16 protein-coding genes are annotated in these 21,681 nt (G+C 68.7%); 7 read left to right on the plus strand and 9 right to left on the minus strand.

Features of this window, described 5'->3' with window-relative positions; genetic code table 11:
• Positions 1 to 30 precede the first annotated feature (30 nt).
• Positions 31 to 2,190, minus strand: a complete 2,160-nt coding sequence (gene uvrB / locus B9C99_RS21365) for an excinuclease ABC subunit UvrB (protein ID WP_016692792.1) — start codon at positions 2,188 to 2,190, stop codon at positions 31 to 33.
• Between the two features lie 69 nt (positions 2,191 to 2,259).
• Here uvrB and B9C99_RS21370 point away from each other — a divergent pair, with 69 nt between their 5' ends.
• The 6 genes from B9C99_RS21370 to B9C99_RS21390 all read left to right on the plus strand — a co-directional run bounded on the left by B9C99_RS21370 (position 2,260) and on the right by B9C99_RS21390 (position 8,543).
• Entirely contained in the window at positions 2,260 to 2,778 is a 519-nt protein-coding gene (locus tag B9C99_RS21370) for a DUF402 domain-containing protein (RefSeq protein ID WP_088899269.1), read from the plus strand.
• 462 nt (positions 2,779 to 3,240) lie between these two features.
• Positions 3,241 to 4,956, plus strand: coding sequence for a sodium:solute symporter family protein (locus B9C99_RS21375; RefSeq protein ID WP_051033008.1), 1,716 nt, complete (start codon positions 3,241 to 3,243; stop codon positions 4,954 to 4,956).
• On the plus strand, positions 4,953 to 5,084 hold the full coding sequence (locus tag B9C99_RS26040) for a putative transporter small subunit (protein ID WP_016692795.1): 132 nt from the start codon (positions 4,953 to 4,955) through the stop codon (positions 5,082 to 5,084). The genes B9C99_RS21375 and B9C99_RS26040 overlap by 4 nt, the downstream gene beginning before the upstream one ends.
• Positions 5,085 to 6,136: 1,052 nt before the next feature.
• Positions 6,137 to 7,303, plus strand: a complete 1,167-nt coding sequence (locus B9C99_RS21380; RefSeq protein ID WP_253250156.1) for a hypothetical protein — start codon at positions 6,137 to 6,139, stop codon at positions 7,301 to 7,303.
• Between the two features lie 305 nt (positions 7,304 to 7,608).
• The gene (locus tag B9C99_RS21385) at positions 7,609 to 8,145 is read left to right on the plus strand and encodes a sigma-70 family RNA polymerase sigma factor (protein ID WP_088899270.1); all 537 of its coding nucleotides are present in this window, start codon (positions 7,609 to 7,611) and stop codon (positions 8,143 to 8,145) included.
• A gap of 104 nt (positions 8,146 to 8,249) precedes the next feature.
• Positions 8,250 to 8,543, plus strand: a complete 294-nt coding sequence (locus B9C99_RS21390; protein ID WP_088899271.1) for a hypothetical protein — start codon at positions 8,250 to 8,252, stop codon at positions 8,541 to 8,543.
• Positions 8,544 to 8,572: 29 nt separating this feature from the next.
• Here the strand turns inward: B9C99_RS21390 and B9C99_RS21395 are convergent, their stop codons facing one another.
• Complete coding sequence (locus tag B9C99_RS21395; RefSeq protein ID WP_088899272.1) at positions 8,573 to 9,262, minus strand: TetR family transcriptional regulator; 690 nt, start codon at positions 9,260 to 9,262, stop codon at positions 8,573 to 8,575.
• 182 nt (positions 9,263 to 9,444) lie between these two features.
• Between B9C99_RS21395 and B9C99_RS21400 the strand changes: the two genes are divergently transcribed.
• Positions 9,445 to 10,467 carry an NADP-dependent oxidoreductase gene (locus tag B9C99_RS21400; RefSeq protein WP_088899273.1) on the plus strand — a complete coding sequence of 341 codons (1,023 nt, stop codon included), beginning with the start codon at positions 9,445 to 9,447 and terminating at the stop codon, positions 10,465 to 10,467.
• 572 nt (positions 10,468 to 11,039) lie between these two features.
• Here B9C99_RS21400 and B9C99_RS21410 read toward each other — a convergent pair.
• The 7 genes from B9C99_RS21410 to B9C99_RS21440 form a co-directional block, all read right to left on the minus strand.
• Positions 11,040 to 11,702, minus strand: a complete 663-nt coding sequence (locus tag B9C99_RS21410; protein ID WP_088899274.1) for an FMN reductase — start codon at positions 11,700 to 11,702, stop codon at positions 11,040 to 11,042.
• Entirely contained in the window at positions 11,699 to 12,841 is a 1,143-nt protein-coding gene (locus B9C99_RS21415; protein WP_060652933.1) for an LLM class flavin-dependent oxidoreductase, read from the minus strand. Before B9C99_RS21415 ends, B9C99_RS21410 begins: the two co-directional genes overlap by 4 nt.
• Before the next feature lie 97 nt (positions 12,842 to 12,938).
• Entirely contained in the window at positions 12,939 to 14,156 is a 1,218-nt protein-coding gene (gene coaE, locus B9C99_RS21420; protein WP_186455092.1) for a dephospho-CoA kinase, read from the minus strand.
• A 47-nt stretch (positions 14,157 to 14,203) separates the two neighbouring features.
• Positions 14,204 to 15,037, minus strand: a complete 834-nt coding sequence (locus B9C99_RS21425; protein WP_071935114.1) for a DUF5602 domain-containing protein — start codon at positions 15,035 to 15,037, stop codon at positions 14,204 to 14,206.
• A 47-nt stretch (positions 15,038 to 15,084) separates the two neighbouring features.
• Entirely contained in the window at positions 15,085 to 16,473 is a 1,389-nt protein-coding gene (locus tag B9C99_RS21430; RefSeq protein WP_016691433.1) for an FAD-binding oxidoreductase, read from the minus strand.
• Positions 16,474 to 16,585: 112 nt separating this feature from the next.
• Positions 16,586 to 20,008, minus strand: coding sequence for a BTAD domain-containing putative transcriptional regulator (locus tag B9C99_RS21435; RefSeq protein WP_088899276.1), 3,423 nt, complete (start codon positions 20,006 to 20,008; stop codon positions 16,586 to 16,588).
• Positions 20,009 to 20,090: 82 nt separating this feature from the next.
• A complete protein-coding gene (locus tag B9C99_RS21440) occupies positions 20,091 to 21,548 on the minus strand; it encodes an MFS transporter (protein ID WP_088899277.1) in 1,458 nt (485 codons plus the stop codon).
• Between the last annotated feature and the right edge of the window lie 133 nt (positions 21,549 to 21,681).

Below are 21,681 nucleotides of genomic sequence, written 5' to 3' on the forward strand. Positions count from 1 at the left end.
CGAGTCGCCGGCGCCGACCGGGCCGTGCGACTACTTCAGGCCCGCGGCGTCCATCCCGCGCAGTTCCTTCTTCAGATCGGAGATCTCGTCGCGGAGCCGTGCGGCCAACTCGAACTGCAGGTCGCGGGCGGCCTGCATCATCTGATCGGTGAGCTGCTGCACGAGATCGGCGAGTTCGGCGCGCGGCATCGTCGAGGTGTCGCGACCTTCCACGACACCGGAGCTGACGGCCCGCCCGGACTCGCCCTGGGCTCGGCGACCACGCGAGGCGTTGCGGCCGGAGCCGCCCACCTCGACGGCCTCGGTGTCCTCGGCCTCCTGATAGACCTGGTCGAGGATGTCGGCGATCTTCTTGCGCAGCGGCTTCGGATCGAGACCGTGTTCGGTGTTGTAGGCGATCTGCTTCTCGCGACGCCGTTCGGTCTCCTCGATGGCCCGCGCCATCGAGTCGGTGATCTTGTCGGCGTACATGTGCACTTCGCCGGAGACGTTGCGGGCCGCGCGGCCGATGGTCTGGATCAGCGAGGTCGTCGACCGCAGGAAGCCTTCCTTGTCGGCGTCGAGGATCGCCACCAGCGACACCTCGGGGAGGTCGAGACCCTCACGGAGCAGGTTGATGCCGACGAGCACGTCGTATTCGCCCAGACGCAGCTGTCGCAGCAGTTCGACACGGCGCAGGGTGTCGATGTCGGAGTGCAGATAGCGCACCCGGATACCGAGTTCGAGCAGGTAGTCGGTGAGGTCCTCGGCCATCTTCTTGGTGAGCGTGGTGACGAGGACACGTTCGTCGCGCTCGGCGCGTTCGCGGATCTCGTGCACGAGATCGTCGATCTGACCCTTGGTGGGCTTGACGACGACCTGCGGGTCGACGAGGCCGGTGGGGCGGATGACCTGCTCGACGAACTCACCGCCGGTCTGCCCGAGCTCGTACGGACCCGGGGTCGCCGACAGATAGACCGTCTGACCGATGCGGGCGGCGAACTCCTCCCAGGTCAGGGGTCGGTTGTCGACCGCCGACGGGAGACGGAAGCCGAAGTCGACGAGGTTGCGCTTGCGCGACATGTCGCCCTCGTACATCGCGCCGATCTGCGGCACGGTGACGTGCGACTCGTCGATGACCAGAAGGAAGTCCTCCGGGAAGTAGTCGATGAGCGTCGCGGGCGCGGACCCGGCGGGGCGGCCGTCGATGTGACGGGAGTAGTTCTCGATGCCGGAGCAGAAGCCGACCTGCCGGATCATCTCGATGTCGTACTGGGTGCGCATGCGCAGACGCTGCGCCTCGAGCAGCTTGCCGCGGTTCTCCAGATCGGCCAGGCGCTCCTCGAGCTCGGCCTCGATGCTCGCGACGGCGCGTTCCATGCGCTCGGGACCGGCCACATAGTGGGTCGCCGGGAAGATGCGCAGGGAGTCGACCTTGCGCACGACGTCGCCGGTGAGCGGGTGCAGGTAGTACAGCGCGTCGATCTCGTCGCCGAAGAACTCGATCCGCACGGCGAGTTCCTCGTAGGCGGGGATGATGTCGACGGTGTCGCCCTTGACGCGGAACGATCCGCGGGTGAACGCCATGTCGTTGCGGGCGTACTGGACGTCGACGAGCAGGCGCAGCAGCGCGTCGCGCGGCACCTCCACACCGACCTCGAGCTGGATGGACCGGTCGAGATAGGACTGCGGGGTACCGAGACCGTAGATGCACGAGACGGACGCGACCACCACGACGTCGCGGCGGGACAGCAGCGACGAGGTGGCGGAGTGCCGCAGCCGCTCGACGTCGTCGTTGATCGACGAGTCCTTCTCGATGTAGGTGTCGGTCTGCGCGATGTACGCCTCGGGCTGGTAGTAGTCGTAGTACGAGACGAAGTACTCGACCGCGTTGTTGGGCAACATGTCTCGCAGTTCGTTGGCGAGCTGCGCGGCGAGGGTCTTGTTGGGCGCCATCACGAGGGTGGGTCGCTGGACACGCTCGATGAGCCACGCGGTGGTGGCGGACTTGCCGGTACCGGTGGCACCGAGCAGGACGACGTCCTTCTCCCCCGACTTCAGCCGGCGCTCGAGCTCGTCGATGGCGGCCGGCTGATCGCCGGCCGGTTCGTACTCGCTGACGACCTCGAAGCGGGCCTCGGTGCGCTCGATCTCACCCACCGGCCGGAACTCGGAGTGTGCGACGACGGGATGTTCACTTGCGAACGCCATGGAATCCAGAGTAAGCGCTCCCACCGACACGCATCGCGGTCCTGCGTGCGGCACGGTTCGCCCGCTAGCGTGCATCCCGTGTCCGCGACCCCGCATCCCGTGAAGACCGAGACGTTCGACGTCGCCGCGAAGACCAACATCGACCCGAAGGGCTTCGTGCGCGCGGTCGACGAGTACCGCGTCGAGGAGTGGGGCCTGTACATGGCGCGACCGTCCGACCACCCGCAGTTCCACTATCTCGAATCGTGGCTGCTGCCGGACCTGCGCCTGCGGGCCTCGATCTTCCATTTCACTCCGGGCAACGAACGCGACCAGGACCGGTACGTCGACGTCGGCGAGTTCCGGCGCGAGGGCGACATCTGGTACTCCCGCGACCACTATCTCGACCTGATCGTCCGTACCGGCCGCGACACGATCGTCGAGGACATCGACGAACTGGTGGTCGCGGTCACCACCGGGATGATCGACGCGGCCGCGGCCGAGACGGCGATCGACACGGCGCTGCGGGCGGTGGACGGCATCGCCGCGCACGGCCACGACCTCGACGCGTGGCTGCGGGAACGGGGTGCGCCCGTCTCCTGGCGCTGAGGCGCAGGATCTCCGCGCAGGTGTCGTCACCTGCGCAGACAGCGGGGGCGCAGGAGCGAAAAAGTTACTGCCGCAAAGGACATGGTAATCTGCCCCGGCCGGCGAAGCAGTGCACCGAGAAGGCGACCATCGGGGCCGGCCCGGATCGCCCCTCCGCGTGCACATCGCCCGACCGAGGACACCCCTCGCGCCGGCGGCGCGCGCCCGTGCAGCCCACGAGCGCCGACGAGAACGCCGCCGATCCCTTCGTCGGCACACGCCCGGATCCGGGCGTGCCCTGCTGGAGCGGTATGCCGCGCCCGCCGGCCCGTGGCCGATCGGGCGCTCGACGCATGCCCACCGTCCGGTGGTGGATCGGACCGACACCGAAGCGGAACCGACGGACAGGACGCGCACAGCGCGCCCTGGGTTCCGCTGCGCTCCGATCGCCGCGGACGTGACGCGAACACGAAGGAGGTCGCAGTGAACGGCACCGAGCTCGTTCAGTTCAGCGCCGCGACGATCGTTGTCCTGCTCGTAATCTTCTATGGTGGAACGCTTCTCATCTCCGCCCGGATCGGGAAGAAGGACGAGAACGCCGACGGCTACATGACCGCCGGCAACAAGGTCGGTTTCGGGGTGTCGGCGGCCAGCATGACCGCCACCTGGATCTGGGCGTCCTCGCTGTACGCCTCGGCGACCTCCGGATACACCTACGGCATCTCCGGCCCCATCCACTACGGGCTGTGGGGCGCGCTGATGATCCTGTTCATCTACCCCTTCGGCAAGCGGATCCGCGCGGTCGCACCGAAGGCGCACACCCTCGCCGAGGTGATGTTCGCCCGACACGGACGGTCGAGCCAGCTCATGCTGGCCGGGTCGAACCTCGTCGGCAGCCTGATCAGCCTGATGTCCAACTTCATCGCCGGCGGTGTGCTCATCTCGCTGATCTCGCCGTTCGGCTTCGTCCAGGGCGTCGTCTTCATCGCTGCCGGCGTGTTGCTCTACACCCTGTGGTCCGGCTTCCGCGCGTCCGTGCTGACCGACTTCGTGCAGGTCGTGGCGATGCTGGGCGCGGTCGTCGTCATCATCCCGGCGGTCTTCTTCATCACCGGCTTCCCCGACGCGTTCGACAGCGGGTCCGCGAACCTCACCGACCAGCAGGGCGACTTCTTCTCGAGCGATGCCTTTCTGAACCAGGGCGCGCCGTACATCGCGGCCGTGCTCGCGTACGCCATCGGCAACCAGACGATCGCGCAGCGCCTGTTCGCGGTGCGCGAGGATCTCATCAAGCCGACCTTCGTCACCGCGACGATCGGCTACGGCGCGACCGTCATCGGCGTCGGCATGTTCGGCGTGCTCGCGCTGTACCTGGGCGTCGACCCGATGGACGGCGACGTCAACAACATCGTGCCGCAGATGGTGGCGTCGTTCCTGCCCACGGCACTGGTCGTCGTGTTCTTCGTCATGATCATCGGTGCGCTGTCGTCCACGGCCGATTCCGACCTGTCGGCGCTGTCGTCGATCGTCATGGCCGACATCTACGGCCAGAACATCGCCGGCGGCACCCGCAATGCAGATCCCAAGCGGATGCTGTTCATCGGGCGCGCCACGATGGTCGTCGCGACCGCCGCTGCCGTGGCGTTCGCGAGCATGCGGTTGAGCATCCTCGACCTGCTCGTGTTCGTCGGCGCGCTGTGGGGTGCGCTGGTCTTCCCCGTCATCGCGAGCTTCTACTGGCACAAGGTCACCAACAAGGCGTTCACGACGTCGGTGCTCGTCGCCCTGGCAGCGTTCCTGCCGGTACGTTTCGGGTGGTTCCCGATGGACGGCGTGCTCGCCTGGGCGGTGGACATCGCCTCGGTGGTCGGTGTCGGCGTGATCGCGGGTCTGATGGCGTTCGGCTTCTTCGGACTCCGGGCCGCACGCGTCGTCGGTGTCGTCGCCGCGGTGGCCGTGGCACCCTTCGCGCTCGGCTCGGTCCACGACTACGCCGTGCTCAGCGCCTCGCTCGTCGCCTACGCGGTCAGCACGGTCGTGTGCTGGGCGATGTCCGTGAACTCCGACGAGAACTTCGACTTCGAGGTCATCGCGCAGCGTGTCGGTGACTTCGACGTGGTGGAGGACAACGCACCCGAGAACGACGCTGCGCCCGAGAAGAACCCCGCAGCAACCACTCCGGAGAAGGAGACCCGATGAGCACGCTCGCGCTGACCGTCTACGTCCTGATCTGGCCCGTACTCGTCGCCGGCGTGTTGGCGGCGCTCTGCCGCGGCTTCGTCAAGGAGTGGCTGCAGGCCCGACGGAACGGCGAAGATCTGATCTGACCCTCCCGGCGGGCATCTCAGCCACAAAGCCGGTCGCTCGAGATTCTGTCGTGCGGTTCGTCAGATCGTTCGTCCGGACAGGCATGTTCGCTATCTCCGCTCCAGAAGTGGCGGCTGACGAACGCGACCAGGGAACGAGCATCCTTCTGGCGCGATTCTGAGAGCTCTCACGAGACGGTTCCATCCCTTGGTCTCGCTCACGCCAGGAAGCGTTGACGTCGAATGAGCTCGCAATCGGAAGGCCCGCATCGGGACGGCGCCGAGTGTCCCAGCCCTGGGATGGGCACTCGGCAGTGCTCAGCCGCTACCTCATGGTTCGACCGTGAAGTCAGGAGGATCTTTCACTGCGTAGTACGACGGGGGGCGTTTCGTCGCATGAGGACGGCGACGGTCCCTGTCCAGATGAGCAAGTAGAGGGTGGCACGTAATGGATGCCAGTCTTCGGCCAGTTCTACGAGGGCAATGACTGTCGCCACTACGAGAACGGCGAAAGGGACGGTGGCATAGTTGCGGATCGTCTCCACCTATCCCAACTTTCGGCGAGCTTCGAAGGCGGACCAAGCTGCGACGGCCACCCAGAGAACACCGATCCCTGCGATATACGGGGAGGGTGCTGCAATGTACGCGGCTCCGATCCCAACTCCTGCAAGGATGGAGGAACACACACCGGGGTCTCTGACGTAATGCCGCACGTTGTCCCTTTCGTCGGTTTCTCCAGACTAGTCGAATCCCCGGATGTGCTGGGCCGATCACTTGGAACTCACCACGGTGTCTCCACGTCGACCCCACCTGCCCAACCGACTGTCCCGAGTAAGTACCTACGGCCTCGCAACTGGGGATACCCCGGCAACACTGCGAGCCTGGTCGGGCTCGTCGCGACGATCGGTGTAGGCGCCACAGTCGCCGCCACGGTCTTCCAGTAGGACCGCTCGTGACGATTCGATGTGAATGGCATCACACATGATCCTGGGCAGGCACATTCATGCGGTCCGCGCTCTCCGATCCGCGTCACGTATCGATCCGTGTTCGCACACCGAGGAGAGAGCCGACCCATGCGTACATCTCGTGCCACGCGCGCCGTCCTGGCGGTCGCGACGGCAACCATCCTGGCGGCCGCCGGGTGCGGTTCCGACACGACCGTCACCGGAAACGGGACCGAACCCGCAACCCCTCCCGGGCAGGAGAGCACCGAAGGAATCGACCTCGCCTCGTTGGACACCGGAGAGTATCGGGTCGAACCGCGCGACTTCGTCGGGGAGAACTTCGCTGCCGGTGAAGCCGGACCGGTGATCGAGGGACAGCGGATGGCCGAGTTCGTCGTCCACCCCCACGACATCGATCCGACGCTGACGACGGAAGGATCGCGTACCGGTGTCTCGGTGTCCACCGACAGGATCCTGGCGGACGGTGCCGGCAATCTCCTCGAACCCTTCGGGATGATCACGGGATTCCGGACCTCCCGCAGCACCGAGGACGAGTCGGGAATGCTGCAGGTCGCGGTGGCGCGGTTCGCGACTCCCGAGGACGCCGCGCGGGCCGCGCAGGTCGTGCACGACTTCGAGCGGGTCGACAGGACGACGCCGCTCGCCAGCGATCCCTCGATCGTCACGGGTATCCCGCCGGCGGTGCCGGTCGCCGTGCCGGGGGCTCCGGAGACTCTGGCCTCCGTACGGTCGTGGGACGTGATCGGTCGCGTGACCACCACGACGATCACCCCGCAGGGAAGCTTCGTCATCCACACCTATGCGAGCAGCGAGACCGGGGACGTCGCCTGGACCACCGACATCGCCGCGCGTGCCGCGCGGGCCCAGGCGACGCTGCTCGACGGTTTTCCTGCGACGCCGGTCGAGGAGATCGGCGATCTTCCGATGGATGTCGACAGGGTCCTCGCCCGGGCGGTGGGCCTGCCGGAGGGGGCGCTCCCCCGCCTGTCCGACCTCGCGGTCTACGGGCCGGACGGATGGCTGCACTTCGATTCGCATCCCGCCCGTACCGAGAGGATCTTCGAGGTCACCGGAACCGACCGGATCGCCAAGGCCGCGTCGAACGTCTACCGCACTGCCGGTCCTGCGGAGGCGGAGCTCCTGCGGGACGATTTCGTCGAGACGATCCGGGAGATGCATCCGGACCTCGTCGAGGACGAGACCGTTCCGCAGGACATCCCGGGAACACGTTGCTGGTCGGGTGACGTGGCGCAGGGGCGGGCGAGTGTGTGCTGATTGTCCACGGGCGGTACATGGCGGAACTCTCGGGGCTGCGGCCGGTGGGAACGAGGCTCCCGAGAACGACTCGCTTCGTACGATGTCACAGCGGTTGGCCACCCAGTACGTGAAATTGGTCCGATCCCAGGAGATGGGCTTGGGCGAGAACTGATCTCGCGGTATTGTCGACGGGTGGTCGACGCTGCCCCCGACGGCGTCGACCACTTCGAACCACGGTATATTCGTAACTCCCCCGCCCGTCGAGCAGAGGCTCGAATGTGCATGCGGGACAATGTGACTGCTCGGGATGGTGAGGGGACTCGATGAGCGAGGCCGAGTTGATCGAGCGGTGCCGGGCAGGCGATCGGGCAGCGTTCGCCGAACTCGTCGCACCGTCACGCGAACGTGTGTGGGCGGTCTGCGTCCAGATCACAGGAAACCGGCACGACGCCGAGGACGCACTGCAGGATGCACTGATCGCGGCGTGGAAGAATCTCGACAAGTTCCGTGGCACAGCAGCATTCGGAACATGGCTGTATCGCATCGCGAGCAATGCGGCGCTCGCCGTCGTGCGCAGACGACGTGGTGAGGTCCTCGGCGAACGGGTCGGGGACGAATATACATCCGGGGAAACACTTCTCGCCGACAGCGTGGTCGACGGTGATGCGGTCCGTCGGGCCCTTTTCCTTCTCCCCGAACAGTTTCGGGTTGCGATCGTGCTGCGCGAGTATGCACAACTCGGTTACGCCGAGATCGCAGCCCATCAAGGGGTGGGTGTGCAGACGGTGAAGAGCCGGATCAGTCGCGCCCGTAGGCAACTCGTCGATCTGCTGAGTCCGGCACTGCTCGGCGCAGAATGAGTCGCCTCCGACCGGCGGTCGGCCCGTATCGATCCGGCAACGACGATCGGATCGGCCGGCACGGAGGGCACCGAACGGCCGGAGAATCCCCGGAAGGATGAGCAATGACGCGAAGCGAACCGAATCCGTTGCCCCCGTTGGGGGAATCGCTGGGTCTCGACCTGATGGACCGGATACCCGAACTACCCGGGAGCGTCTGGTGTCGGGTGCTCGATATCGCCACCGATCCCCTCACCCCTCGCATCGGAACCGAACTGGTTCCTGCCGAGGGAATCGATGAGGACGATATCGAGCACCCCGTCATCGACGACCTGCCGATCGAACACCTCGGCGATCTCGACCTCACTGATACATCGGATCCGGAAATCGTCGTCGACACAACCGATCCCGACTTCTGATCGTACGACCTGCCGAGATTCGTCCTGCATCATCGCAGCCCCATCCCTGTCGATCCGAGATCGACGACCACCTCGTGCAGTGGTCGCCCCACCGGACCGACCGCCAGCAGGCCGCGAATCGTCGCCGTGAGGACCATCATCGAGAACCCCTCGTGGTCGAACTCGGGAAGGTCGCGATGAGCCTCACCCAGGCGTTCGTCGGCGCTCAGCCGTTCGGCGACGTCGTCGCGTTGCTGCTGGAGCCCCGAGATCCGCTCGAGTTGCGCTTCCTCGGCCACCGCGAAGTTGATCGCGGTGCTCGCCACCGCACTGGCCAGAGCGACAGCGACGTCGGGGGTGTACCCGCGGCGCACGAGAGCTTCGACCTCGCTCGCCATCAGACGCTGCCCCGCTTCCCCGCGCGGGAAGAGCGTCTGCATGTAGGTTCCCAGGCCCGCATGAGCCAGGACGAACGCGCGGAGCTGCAGACCGAACGACAGCAGGTGCTGTTCGATGTCGTGTGCCGGATCGTCGCGCAGAGCGAGATCGCTGAGCAGACTCTCCCCCACGACGAGTTCGAGCCCCCAGCGACCGTCCACGTGGCGGTACAGCGCCGCCGTGGAGACGTCGAGTTCGGCAGCGACGGCGTTGAGGCTCAACTGTCGCAGCCCGATCGCCCGACCGACGCGGATGATGTCCTCCACGTCGATCTTGCGTGCACGCCTGCGGACGCCGGCCACCCCGCTCGCCCCTCCGATCGCCTTAAGTTAGACCCCATAACTTAAGGAACTATAGGTGTGCCCCTCGGGAACGGCAAGTCGCCGAGCCGCATCGCAGCAATCCCTGTTGACACACCCTCCGTCCGTCGGGGATGAACGAGACAGATCTGTCTCGATATTGGATCCCACCACGGAGGCGAATCATGATCGTCGGCGCACGCAGACCCGGTACCGGCACCATGCCGGCCGCCCGCCACGAACAGTGGGGGTCTCCCCTCGGGATCGTCGATGTTCCGCGGCCCGAACCCGCTGCCGGAGAAATCCGTATCGCCGTCGAGGCGACGAGCGTCAACCGGATCGACATGTACACCGGGCGCAATGCCGGCTACGAACAGTCGATGCGACTCCCCTTCGTGCCCGGATGGGATGTCGCCGGCGTCGTCGACGCCATCGGGTACGGCGTCACGCGGTTCGAGGTGGGGGATCGGGTATTCGGTCTGGCCCGGTTCCCCTACCCCGCCGGAACGTACGCGCAGTACACGGCCGTGCCCGCCTACCAACTGGTGCCGCTGCCCGCGTCGGTCCCGTTCGTCGAGGCAGCGTGCCTTCCGATGGCGGCGCTGACCGCGTGGCAGATGCTCGACGCGGCCGGAGTGGGCAGTGGGTGCCATGTCCTGATCAGCGGCGCTTCGGGTGGGGTCGGACATCTCGCCGTGCAGATCGCGGTCGCACGCGGCGCGACGGTCGTCGCACTCGCGCGTCCCCACGACCACGCCGCCCTGTACGAACTGGGCGCCCGGTCGTGCGTGGACTACACCGACCGTCCTGCTGTCGCCGCCATCGGGACGGTGGATGCAGCACTCGACCTGGTCGGGGGCGATTTCGGTGTCTCGCTCTTCGATTTGGTCGCACCGGGTGGGACCGTCGCGCTCGCGACCGCGTGGTCGATCCCGCGGTACCGGGCGGCGGCCGAGGCACGCGGAATCCGGGCGGTCGCGTGCCTCGTCGAACCGGATCCCGTAGCACTCACGGCGATCGCCGGTCTCGTCGATGCGGGACGCATCCGGGTCGTCGTCGGCGCGCGGTTCGATCTGTATCGTGCGGTCGAGGCCCAGGCCTGGGTGACGAACCGTCTCGGCTTCGGCAAGGCGGCGATAGTGGTGGGCGACCGGGAGGGACGACGTGAGCGAGGCGACCAAGCAGGTACGCGGGGAGGCCCTGCGTGAGAAACTGGTCGACATCGCAGCAGAGCTCTTCTACGCCAACGGTGTTCGCGCAGTGGGGGTCGACGAGGTCGTTCGCCGCGCCGGAGTGGCCAAGGCGAGCCTGTACCGCTGGTTCCCGAGCAAGGACGACCTCGTCCTCGCCGTGCTCCAGCGGCGCGACGACGACTTCTGGGCGAAATGGGACAGCACCGCCGCGCAACACCCGGACCCACGTGAGCAGCTCGACGCCCAGCTGGCCTGGATCCAGGACCTCGCGATGCGGACCGATTACCGCGGCTGCGCATTCGTCAACACGGCAGCGGAATTCGACGGCGACGAGTCGCAGCACATCAGGAATCGCTGCCTCGACCACGAGGAAGAGCTCCGCCGCAGGCTGCGTGCCCTGACCGGTGAGCTCGGCGGGCCCCACAGCGACCGGCTGGCCGATCGACTGCACATCTCGATCGTGGGGGCACTCGCGGTCGGCGGACTGTATCGGGTGAACGGCCCGGCGGCCGAGCTGCGCGCTCTCCCGCGGACCTGCTCAGTGCCTACCTCCCCGCCGACTGCCGACCGGCCCGCGACGTGGGGGCTCATCCCAGGTGAGCACCGAGCAGTTCCCGGAAGGACGGTCCGTCCGTGCGGACCGCGTTGCCCGACGCGCGCGGCCGTCCGGGGGGCGAGACTTCCGAGACCCCGTGTGGTGAGCCCGTGCTGCGGGTGATCTGCTCGGCGAGTTCGTCCGCCGCCCGGTCCATCCGCCCCCGCAGTGCCGTGGCGGCCTCGCCCGCGCCGAAGTCGTCGGTGGCCGCGAAGACGCCGGTGGGCACGACGAGCGCGCGCAGATAGCTCAGCAGCGGCCGCATCGCGTGGTCGAGGACCAGCGAGTGCCGGGCGCTGCCCGCGGTCGCGGCGATCACCGTGGGCACACCGGTGAGCGTGTCCGGGTCGAGCGCGTCGAAGAACATCTTGAACAGGCCCGAGTAGCCGGCGGCGAAGACCGGGCTCACCGCGATCAGCCCGTCGGCGGTCGCGAGTTGTTCGCGGGCCCGCGCGACCGCCGCGGTGGGGACACCGGCGGTGAAGGTGGTGGCGAGATCCGTCGCGAGGCTGCGCAGTTCGATCACCTCGATCTCCGCGTGGTCGCCTCGCGCACCGACCGCGACGCGAGCGGCCTCGGCGATGCGGTCGGCGAGCAGACGGGTGGTGGACGGCTCGGACAGGCCACCGCTGACGACGACGATGCGGCGGGTCATCGGGCGTCCGCCTCCTCGGGCACGAGGTCGACGCGGGCCGGGATCACCTGGCGGTGCGCCGAGTCGGCCCCCTGCGCGGCGAGGGTGGTGTGCGTGGGCGGGTCGGACGGCACGTGGGCGGGGCGGCGACGTTCGAATTCCGTACGCAGCACCGGCACGACCTCCCGGCCGAGGATCTCGATCTGCTCGAGCACGACGTCGAGCGGCAGACCCGCGTGATCCATGAGGAACAGCTGACGTTGATAGTCGCCGGCGTAGTCGGCGAAGCCGAGCGTGCGTTCGACGACCTGCTCGGGTGTGCCGACGGTCAGCGGTGTCATCGTCGAGAAGTCCTCGAGCGACGGGCCGTGACCGTAGACGGGCGCGTTGTCGAAGTAGGGACGGAAGATCCGCTTCGCCTCGGCCTCGGTCTCCGCCATGAACACCTGGCCGCCGAGTCCGACGACAGCCTGGTCTGCGGCGCCGTGACCGTACTGCTCGAACCGCTGCCGGTAGAGGGCGATCATCTGCTGGATGTGTTCCTTGTTCCAGAAGATGTTGTTGTGGAAGAAGCCGTCGCCGTAGAAGGCGGCCTGCTCGGCGATCTCCGGCGAACGGATGGAGCCGTGCCAGACGAAGGGCGGGGTGTCGTCGAGCGGCCACGGGGTGGAGGTGTAGCCGTGCAGCGGTGTGCGGAACTTGCCCTCCCAGTCGACGACGCGTTCGCGCCAGAGCCGTCGCAGCAGGTGGTAGTTCTCGATCGCCAGCGGGATGCCCTGCCGGATGTCCTTGCCGAACCACGGGTAGACCGGTCCGGTGTTCCCGCGCCCCATCATGAGGTCGACGCGGCCGCCGGAAAGGTGCTGCAGCATCGCGAAATCCTCGGCGATCTTCACCGGGTCGTTGGTGGTGATGAGAGTGGTCGCGGTCGAGAGGATGAGCTTCTCGGTCCTCGCGGCGATCCAGCCGAGCATCGTCGTCGGCGAGGACGGGACGAAGGGTGGATTGTGGTGCTCGCCGGACGCGAAGACGTCCAGGCCCACCTCCTCGGCCTTCAGCGCGATCTTCGTCATCGCGACGATGCGCTCGTGTTCGGTGGGGACCCGACCCGTCGTGGGGTCGCGCGTGACGTCGCCGATGGTGAAGATGCCGAACTGCACGGTCGAACCTCCGTCAAGTAGTTGAACTATCAACTACTCTAACGGATGGGGCATCCGGAAGATTCCCGGGCGGGTCCCCGCCTGGGGTCCGGACTCCCTAGGCCGACCAGCCGGTGCTCTGGGCCCACTCCCACGCGCGATGATGCGCCCGGTCGAACCACGGGGCCTTGAGCGCCGCGTAGGCGGCGGCCGCCTCGGCAGGATCCGACTTCTGCGCCGCTTCGGCTGCAGCATCGGCCTTGAGGTCGGCGTACTCGCGCTTCGCGGTGTCGACCGCAGACAACCAGTCACGCAGCAGCAACGCGAACTGCTGGGCGGGCCAGCCGTCCACCCTGACCGCCACCCGCGACGGACGGCCGGGATCGGCGCTGCCGTGCAGCCGCATCTCCCACACCGCCGGGTCGGTCTCTCCCCCGGCGCCGTAGGACGGCTTCGGTTCGTCGGTCACCACATCGTCGATGCGCGGGAAGCCCGCAGCGGCCAACGCGGGTGCGAGCGCGTCGGCTGCCGCAAGGTCGCCGACGGTGATCTGCAGGTCGATGACGTCGACGGCGGCCAGACCGGCCACCGCGGTGGAACCGATGTGGTCGATGCGCTCGGCCGCTCCCCCGGCTGCAAGGGCCAGCCGGGCGATGAGCCGCTGCGCCTGCCGATGCCACTCCTCGCGCGCGGGCACGAGCACCGGATCCGCCTCGACCACCGTGCCGGTGCGCAGATTCTTCTCGAACGGCACCAGACGGTCGTTCCACAGCGTCCGGACCTGCTCGACCAGCACCTGCTGATCACCGGTGTTGTCGAGCCACACATCGGCGACCTCGCGCCGTTGTTCCTCCGTCGCCTGCGCCGCGATCCGCGCGCGGGCGTCCGCCTCGGGCATGCCGCGCAGTTCGACGAGACGCCGGATCCGCTCCGTCTCGTCGGCGTGCACGACGGCGACGAGGTGGAAGGCCGGCGCCATCCCGCCCTCGACGAGCAACGGGATGTCCTGCACGACCACCGCGTCGTCGGGCGCAGCGGCGACCAGCTCGGCGGTACGGCGCCCGACCCGGGGATGGGTGATGGCGTTGAGAACCGCGCGGGCATCGTCGCTGGCGAACGCCTTCGCCGCGAGGGCAGGGCGGTCGAGGGTGCCGTCGGACTGCAGGATGTCCTCGCCGAAGGCGTCGACGAGCTCGGCGAGTCCCTCGGAGCCGGGAGCGACGATCTCCCGGGCGACGACATCGGAGTCGACGATCACCGCCCCGAGTTCGACGAGCTCCTTGGCGACGGTCGACTTGCCCGCGCCGATTCCTCCGGTCAACCCCATTCGCAGCACGCTGCCCAGTCTCGCATCACCGCGTCGCCGGGGCACCTTCGCGGTCCCTACGACGCCTCGCGCATCGTCAGCCCCGACAACGCCACGACATATTCGCCCGCCTGTTCGTCGAAGTCGACGGTGTACACCGTCGGGTAGTAGCCGGTCCGTTGGTACGACGACGGTTGTTTCACGACCTCCCGCAGGGACGGCTTCGCCGCCAGCCACTCCCGCGTCATCATCGGCTCGATGAAGATGAACTCCCCGTCCCACGACCCGTTGAGCAGCACCTCGGTGAACTCGAAGGATCCGGGGATCACGCCGTCGGCAGCGTCCGTCCAGTGCATGCCCATGAACGGCACAGTGTTCTCGACCGGCGGACCGGGCGGTGGGATGTACCCCTCCGGAACGTATTCGGGGTCGGGGAGCCGCGCCGCGCGCTCCGCGAAATCGGGCGCGCCCGGGTCCACCTCGCGGTCGGCGTCCGTCGTGTAGAAGTGCATGTCGAAATGGGGCGCGCCGTAGAGGATCTCCGGATCGTGCCCGTTCGGGTTCCAGTCCAGCATCACGTGGTCGAAACCGGTGTCCGGGGCGCCGGCGGGAAGATCCAGCATGAGCATCGTCATCTCGGCGTCCGGGCCGTCGGGAAGGCCGGTGAGCACGGACTCGGACATCCGGATACCGACCTCACGCGGCCTACCCTCGTGATCGACGACGACGTAGGTGCGGGAGATGCCCTCCCCCAGTTCGCTTTCCGGTCCGTAGAGGGTGGTGACACCGTGATGGTGTCCCGCGGTCTCTGCGCCCTCGGCGGTCGGGACGGATCCGTCGCCGCAACCCGTCAGGGCGAGAACGGCGCAGGTGGAGAGGGCGAGTGCGGTGATCGATCGAGAAGTTCGCATTGCCTGCCTTGTGGGAGTGGAGGGGCTCGGGGCGGGAGGTGTCGGTCTCATCGGGGCCGGCGAACGACCTGCCCGACGCGCAGCACGCCGTGGGTGTCGTGCTCGTCGGCGAGGGCGCCGAGCCAGTGCGCGGTGTCGTCGTCGTAGGTGCGCGCGATGCGGTCCGGATCCGAGGTGGCCGTGAAGTTGGGCAGCGAGGTGCCCGTGGTCCACGGCGCCAGCGCCCGGTCGATCACGTGGGTGTGTGCGACGACGGCGTCTGCCGAGGGTGGCGCGAGCACACCGATGACGAAGAGGGTGAAAGCGGCGTCGCGGTGGCAGAAGGCGCTGCGATGCCGCGGTTCGCGTGCCAGGGCTCCGCCGAGGAGCCGTACCTCGACGATGGTCTGCGGCGAGTGCGAGCCCGGTCCCGCCACCGAGAGCAACGCGTCGATCGCGTCGTGCGTCAGTTCGCGGGTCAGCGCACTGTGTTCGTGGGTCGGCATCGGGTCGACCGGGTCGGCGTGCACCGCTCCCAGTGCCGCGTACGGCAGGGTGGCGATGCCGTCGAGGATCGGCGCCGCGACCGTGCGCAGCGCACCGAGGATCGCCTCGGACTCGGCTTCGCCGGCGACGCTCGCGAAGCGGACGGCCACGGTCGCGCGGCCGGCCAGCGGTTCCGGGACTCCCGGCAGCGGCGGCAGTTGCAGGAAGGCCAGCGAGGTCGAACTGTGCTCGGGCAGGTCGGCGCACAGGTCGAGCCAGGCGTGCGCCACCGTGGCCGCGTCGGCGCCGTCGAAATACAGCGCCCCACCGTAGAAGTGCGGCAGGGGCATGAGGTCGATCTCCACCGCGGTGACGATGCCGAGGGTCGCCTTGCCACCGCGCAGGCCCCAGAACAGTTCGGCGTGCTGCTCGGGAGTCACCCGGAGCAGGTCTCCGTCACCGGTGACGAGATCGAAGGCGCGCACGTGGTCGGAGGACAGTCCGTAGGTGCGGACCAGCGGTCCGATTCCCCCGCCGGTCAGGAAACCGGCGACGCCGACGTGGGGTGACGATCCCGCGAGCGGGGCCAGACCGTGGGGTGCGGCCGCGTCGACGACCTGCTGCCACACCAGGCCGGCTCCGAGACGGGCGGTGCGGGTGTCGGGGTCGATCAGGCATTCGGTGAGGCGGCCGGTGTGCACGAGCAGCACATCGTCGCCGAGGGGCACGGCGCCGTGCCCGGTGCGCTGTACGGCCACCTTCAGGCCGTGTTCGCCCGCGAACCGGACGGTGGCGCTGACGTCGAGGGCGTTCTCGACCGCGATCACCGCGCGGGGACGGACCGGGACCGCCACGTTCCACGGGGTCGCGGCGTCGTAGCCGGGTTCGCCCGGCAGGGAGATCGATCCGGTGACCGCGGTGCGGAGGGCGTCGAGTGGGTCGGTGCCGACGGTGGGCGTCCGGAGGTTCATGTGCACTTCCTTTCGTCGCACGGGATGAGGTGCGACGAAAGAGTGCCGGGACCGGCTTGGCGGCTTCTTGCGGCGACGTGGGGGCGTCGTCCAAGTGTCCGCCAAGAACCGGTCAGGTGGGGATCGAGCGGGCGTGGGCGGCGAGGCCGAGCATGCCGGTGCGGGTGGCTTCGTCGGCGATCGCGACGATGTCCCGGCTGCGTTCGGGCGAGACCGGGCGCAGTTGGGCGCGCAGCAGACGGCACCGCAGCAGTGTCGGTGGGCTCGATGTGCGGGTCGCGAGGTCCTCGGCCCGGTCCAGCAGCACTGCGGCGTCGTCGGTGCGTCCGAGCAGTGCGTGCAGGCGCGCGCAGACCTCCGCCACCGAGCCGATCACCCCGACCTGTCCCACCGTCGCGATGCGATCGGTGAACGGATCGAGGAGCTCGAGGAACATCTCGGCGTAGTCGACGAGGGCGAGGTCGGCGACGACGCGCGCGATGAGTGTGCGGTGACCGAGCGTCGTCCAGGTGAAGGGTGCTCCCTTGGCTACCCACTGTTCGATGTCGCGGATCACCGCCGCGGTGTCCCGGCGGGCGCCGGCGATGGCGATGCTCCAGGAGTCCGGTTCGACGGTGCCGGGATCCGCGTCGGCGAGGGTGCCGTACTCCCACTCGAGGGTATTGGTGGCGAGATCGGAACTGCCCGCCGTGTACAGCTCGGTCTGCAGGTGGAACTGTGTGGCGGTGTCGTAGTGGCGCCGGGTCTCGGCGAAGTCGCCGTGCCACGCCGCGAGGGTCGCCTCCATCCATCGCAGCTGTACGCGCAGCACAGGCAGACGCAGCAGGTCGCAGCCGGCGATGCCCCGGCGGACGTGGAACGTGGCGGCGTCGACGTCCCCGAGGTTCATCTGCGTCATGCTCGCGACGGCGTGGGCGATCACCTCGTCGAACCGCGCCTGCTGGTGCGGAAGCGCGAGAAGTTCGTCGGTGAGACGGGCGGATTCGTGACTGTGTGTCGCGACCCCCGAGTAGAGGAGGATGCGGCCCAGCAACGCGTCGGCGACGACGTCCGGGTCGGCGAGTTCGCGTGCGATCTCCAGCGCGGTGCGGCTCATCCCGTCGGGGACGGACGAATCGGGGTGATAGCAACTGCCCACGGCGAGCGCCGCGAGCACCCGGGCATGCGCCGCGCGGTCGGTCGCGACGAACGGTTCGAGTGCGGCGAGGCGGTCGAGGACCGGTCCCGGATCCTTACCGTAGGACACCCACGGCCACGCGCCGGCCGCGCGCAGCAGCGCTGCAGCCAGGCGCCCGGCCGTCGACGTGCGGCCGTCGCGGACCGCGTCGAGCAGACCGGCGTCGACGACATCGAGTACGGTCTGGCCGCGACCCGCCCGGGCGAGTGCCTCGACGCGCGCGACGAGCAGATCGTCGCGGTCGCCCGGGGATCGTTCCGCGGCGGGCAGCAGGTCGAAGGCCCGGACGGCATCGTCCCACCAGCGTGCCGCCTCCTCCGAGTTCCACCTCTCGGTGGCCTCGCGGGCGGCGGTGACGCAGGCGTCGAACACGATGCGAGGGTCGACGAGCGGTAGTGCCGCCATGAGGTGCCGGGCTCGTCTGCCGGCACGATCCGGGTCGGAGGAGTCCGCCAGGACCTCCGCGACGCGTGCGTGCATGCGTTGGCGGCGGATGGCGGGAATCGCCGCGAGGACCTCGTCGCGGAGCAGTCCGTGGGCAAAGGCGTACCCCCGCAATCCGGGATCGGCGACGATGATGCGTTCGTCGGCGGCGTCGTCGAGGTAGTCGGCGAGGGTGTCGGGATCGAGGCGGGTCGCACCGGCGAGGATGTCCATCTCGATGGTGTCGCCGACGACCGCGGCCACTCGGAGCACCTGCAGGACGGCGGGTTCCACCGCGGCGAGCCGCCGCGCGAGGACCGAGCGGACCGCCATGGGGATGCCCCCGTCGAGGCGTTCGTCCCGGGGAAGACGTGCGTATTCGGACACGAACAGCGGGTTACCGCCGGTCCGTTCGGCGAGCAGGCGGGCCTCGTCGGCGTCGAGCGGTGCGCCGCTCACATGTCCCGCCAGGGCGGCGACCTCGGATTCGGCGAGCGCCGGGACGTCGATGTGCCGGTTGCCTTCACCGTGCAGCACGGCGTCCACGAAGCGCTGGACGGTGGGGGTCGTCTCCGAGTCGCGGAGTGTGCACACGAACCAGACGCCCCGCTTGTGCAGGGCTCCCACGAGATACAGCAGGCAACGTAGGGAGGTCGGGTCGGCCCATTGGATGTCGTCGAGCACGATCGTGAGCACGGGAGTCTGCGCCGCGGCCGTTTCGACGACGCCCAGAATCCGCTCGTAGACCGCGAAGCGCGCTTCGTCGGATTCCACTCCGGTGGGCGGGATCAGGGTGGTGTCGGCATCGGCGCCGAGTTCGCGCAGGATGCGCCGGATCGGCCACCAGGCGGGCGCTCCGTCGTCCTCGAGACACCGCGCCCACACGGTGGTCCCGCCGATCGCGGCGGTCCTGGCGTCGCATTCCTCGGCGAGGCGGGTCTTGCCGATGCCGGCGGGTCCGGTGAGGACGACCCACCGGGTCGCGCCGGAGCGGACCTCGTCGAGCATGCGGTCGAGGGTTCCGGTCTCGGAGGTGCGCCCGACGAAGATGCGTCCGGGGCCCGGCGCCGGGGTGGGCGCGGGGACGGCGGGCGCGGCCGGTGCCGGAACCTCCTCCGCGCCCGTCCATCCCGGGGTGCGGGGCCACGCCGCGAGTCCCGGTTCGTGCCGGAGGATCGCGCCCTGCAGGTCGGTGAGTTCGGTGCCGGGCCGCAGCCCCAGCTCGGCGTCCAGTCTCGTCTCGTGGACGCGGAACTGTTCGAGTGCTTCCGACGAACGCCCCGCTCGGTGCAGGGCGAGCATGCGCAGCCAGCAGGTGCGGTCGCGGAACGGGAACTCGCTGCACAGTTCGGTGGCGTCGACGAGGGCGGGAGCGAGGCGACCGAGGGCGAGCAGCGCGGTGATCCGGGTCTCACGGCATTCGGTACGTACCTCGTCGAAGGATGCCGCCGCGACCTCCACCCAGTGTTCGTCGCGCAGGTCCTCGAGGAGATGCCCCCGCACCGAGTCGAGGGCACGGTCGGCGGTGTCGAGTGCGAGCTCCCATTCCCCGTTCTCGGCGTGCCGACGGGCGGCCTCGGCGTCGTCGAGGAAGCGGGCCAGGTCGACCGACTCGGCCGGGATGTCGAGGACGTAGCCGGGAGGTTGGCGCACGATCGGGGAGGCCGCACCGCTCTCCCCTCTCAGCACCCTGCGCAGATTGGAGATGTACGCCTGGATGCTCGCCATCGCGCTGGCGGGCGCGTCGTCCTGCCACAGGGCGTCGATCAGCCGGTCGGTGGAGACCACCCGCCCCCGGTTGAGCAGCAGGACGGCGAAGACCGCTCGCTGCTTGCGCGGACCCAGATCGACCTGCGACTCCGACGAGGGCCCCGCCGGGTCACTCGTCGACGCGACCCGAACCACCTCCAGCGGTCCGAGCAGTCGGTACATCATGTGGTGAGCCCCCCTCGACCCCGGCCGAACTATGCGATCGTTGCAGTGTAAGGACAGTTTTCGCCGGGTGCGCGGCGACTTCTCATCCCGTCACGGCCGGGAATTCGACCGTGTCGCCCTCGGTGTCCCCGAACGCAGGTACGGTCTGCCGCCGGGTGCGCAGGCAGGCCACACACACCACCGCTCCGAGGGCCGCGACGACCGCCGCCGCCACGAGCGCCCCCTGCAGGCCGGCCACGAAGTCCTGCGGTGACCCGCCGGGCAGCAGCGACTCGGCGGGCAGGAACACCCCGAGCACCGCGACGCCGACGGCGATGCCGGTCTGACGGAACGCGTCGTTGATACCGGCCGCGAGACCGGAATGATCCGCGGTGCTCTCCCCGAGGACGATCCCGCTCATCACCGGGTTGAAGACACCCGCGGCCGCGCAGGCCACCACGAGTCCCGGCAGCAGGACGTACTTCGAGCTGTCCGCCTCGGCGACCGTCATCATGAGCAACCCGACGGCGACGAGCGCCAGCGAGCACGACAACGAGACCCACGCGGGGACGACACGATCGAGTTTCGCCGTCGTACCGGCGACGACGAACATGGCGACGGTCGCGGGCAGGTACACCAACCCCGCCTGCACCGGCGACAACAGCAGGACGTTCTGCAGGTACAGGGTGGTGTAGACGAACACCGCGAACAACGACGCCGAGATGGCGAAGGCCGCGACCTGCGCTCCGGCGAAGGCCCGGTTGGCGAGCAGATGTGGCGGCAACATCGGTTCGGCGGTGCGCATCTCGTGCACGACGAAGGCGACGAGGGCACCGGCAGCGACGACGAACGCGAGCACCGGCTGGGCATCGGACCACCCGATCTCGTGGCCGCGCAGCACGGCGAACACGAGCGCCGCTAGTCCCACCGCGGCCAGGAACTGCCCCGGCACATCGACGCCGCGCGGGCGGGGATCCCGCGATTCGGGCACCCAGCGCAGGGACAGGAGCAGGGTCACGAGGCCGATCGGCACGTTGACGAAGAAGATCGCGCGCCAGTCGAGCAGTTCGGTGAGCAGACCTCCGACGAGCGGGCCGACCGCGAAGGCGCCGCCGATGGTCGCGCCGTAGGCGGCCAGGGCCGACGCCCGTGCCGGCCCCCGGTCGAAGACGTCGGCGAGGAGGGCGAGCGAGCAGGCGAACAGGACCGCCCCACCGATGCCCTGCACGGCCCGGGCGAGATCGAGGAACCAGATCGTCGGGGCGAGGGCGCACAGCAGCGAGGCGACCGTGAACCAGACGAGGCCGGCGACGAACACTTGGCGGCGGCCGCGGCGATCGGCCCACGACCCGGCACCGAGGACGACTGTGGCCAGGGCGAGGGTGTAGGCGTCGATCACCCACTGCAGTGAACTCACGCCCGCGTCGAGGTCGACGGCGATCGACGGCAGTGCGGTGTTGACGACGGCGATGTCGAGCATGAGCATCGCCGTCGTCACACATACCACCAGCAGCGTGATCCGCTTCGTCGCGGTGCTTCTCGCAGGGATCGGTGTGGTCATGGAACGTCCCTAAGTTTGTAGGTGTCTGGGGTTGGTGCCCTGGATGCCCAGAGCGGTGGGGTGTAGCTGATGGATTTCTGCTTCGGTCGAGGCTCGGAAGGACTGGCTGCCCCATCGCGCTGGACGCTCCGAC

The sequence above is a fragment of the Rhodococcus sp. BUPNP1 genome, from assembly GCF_002215235.1.
In the GTDB taxonomy this organism is placed as follows: domain Bacteria; phylum Actinomycetota; class Actinomycetes; order Mycobacteriales; family Mycobacteriaceae; genus Rhodococcus.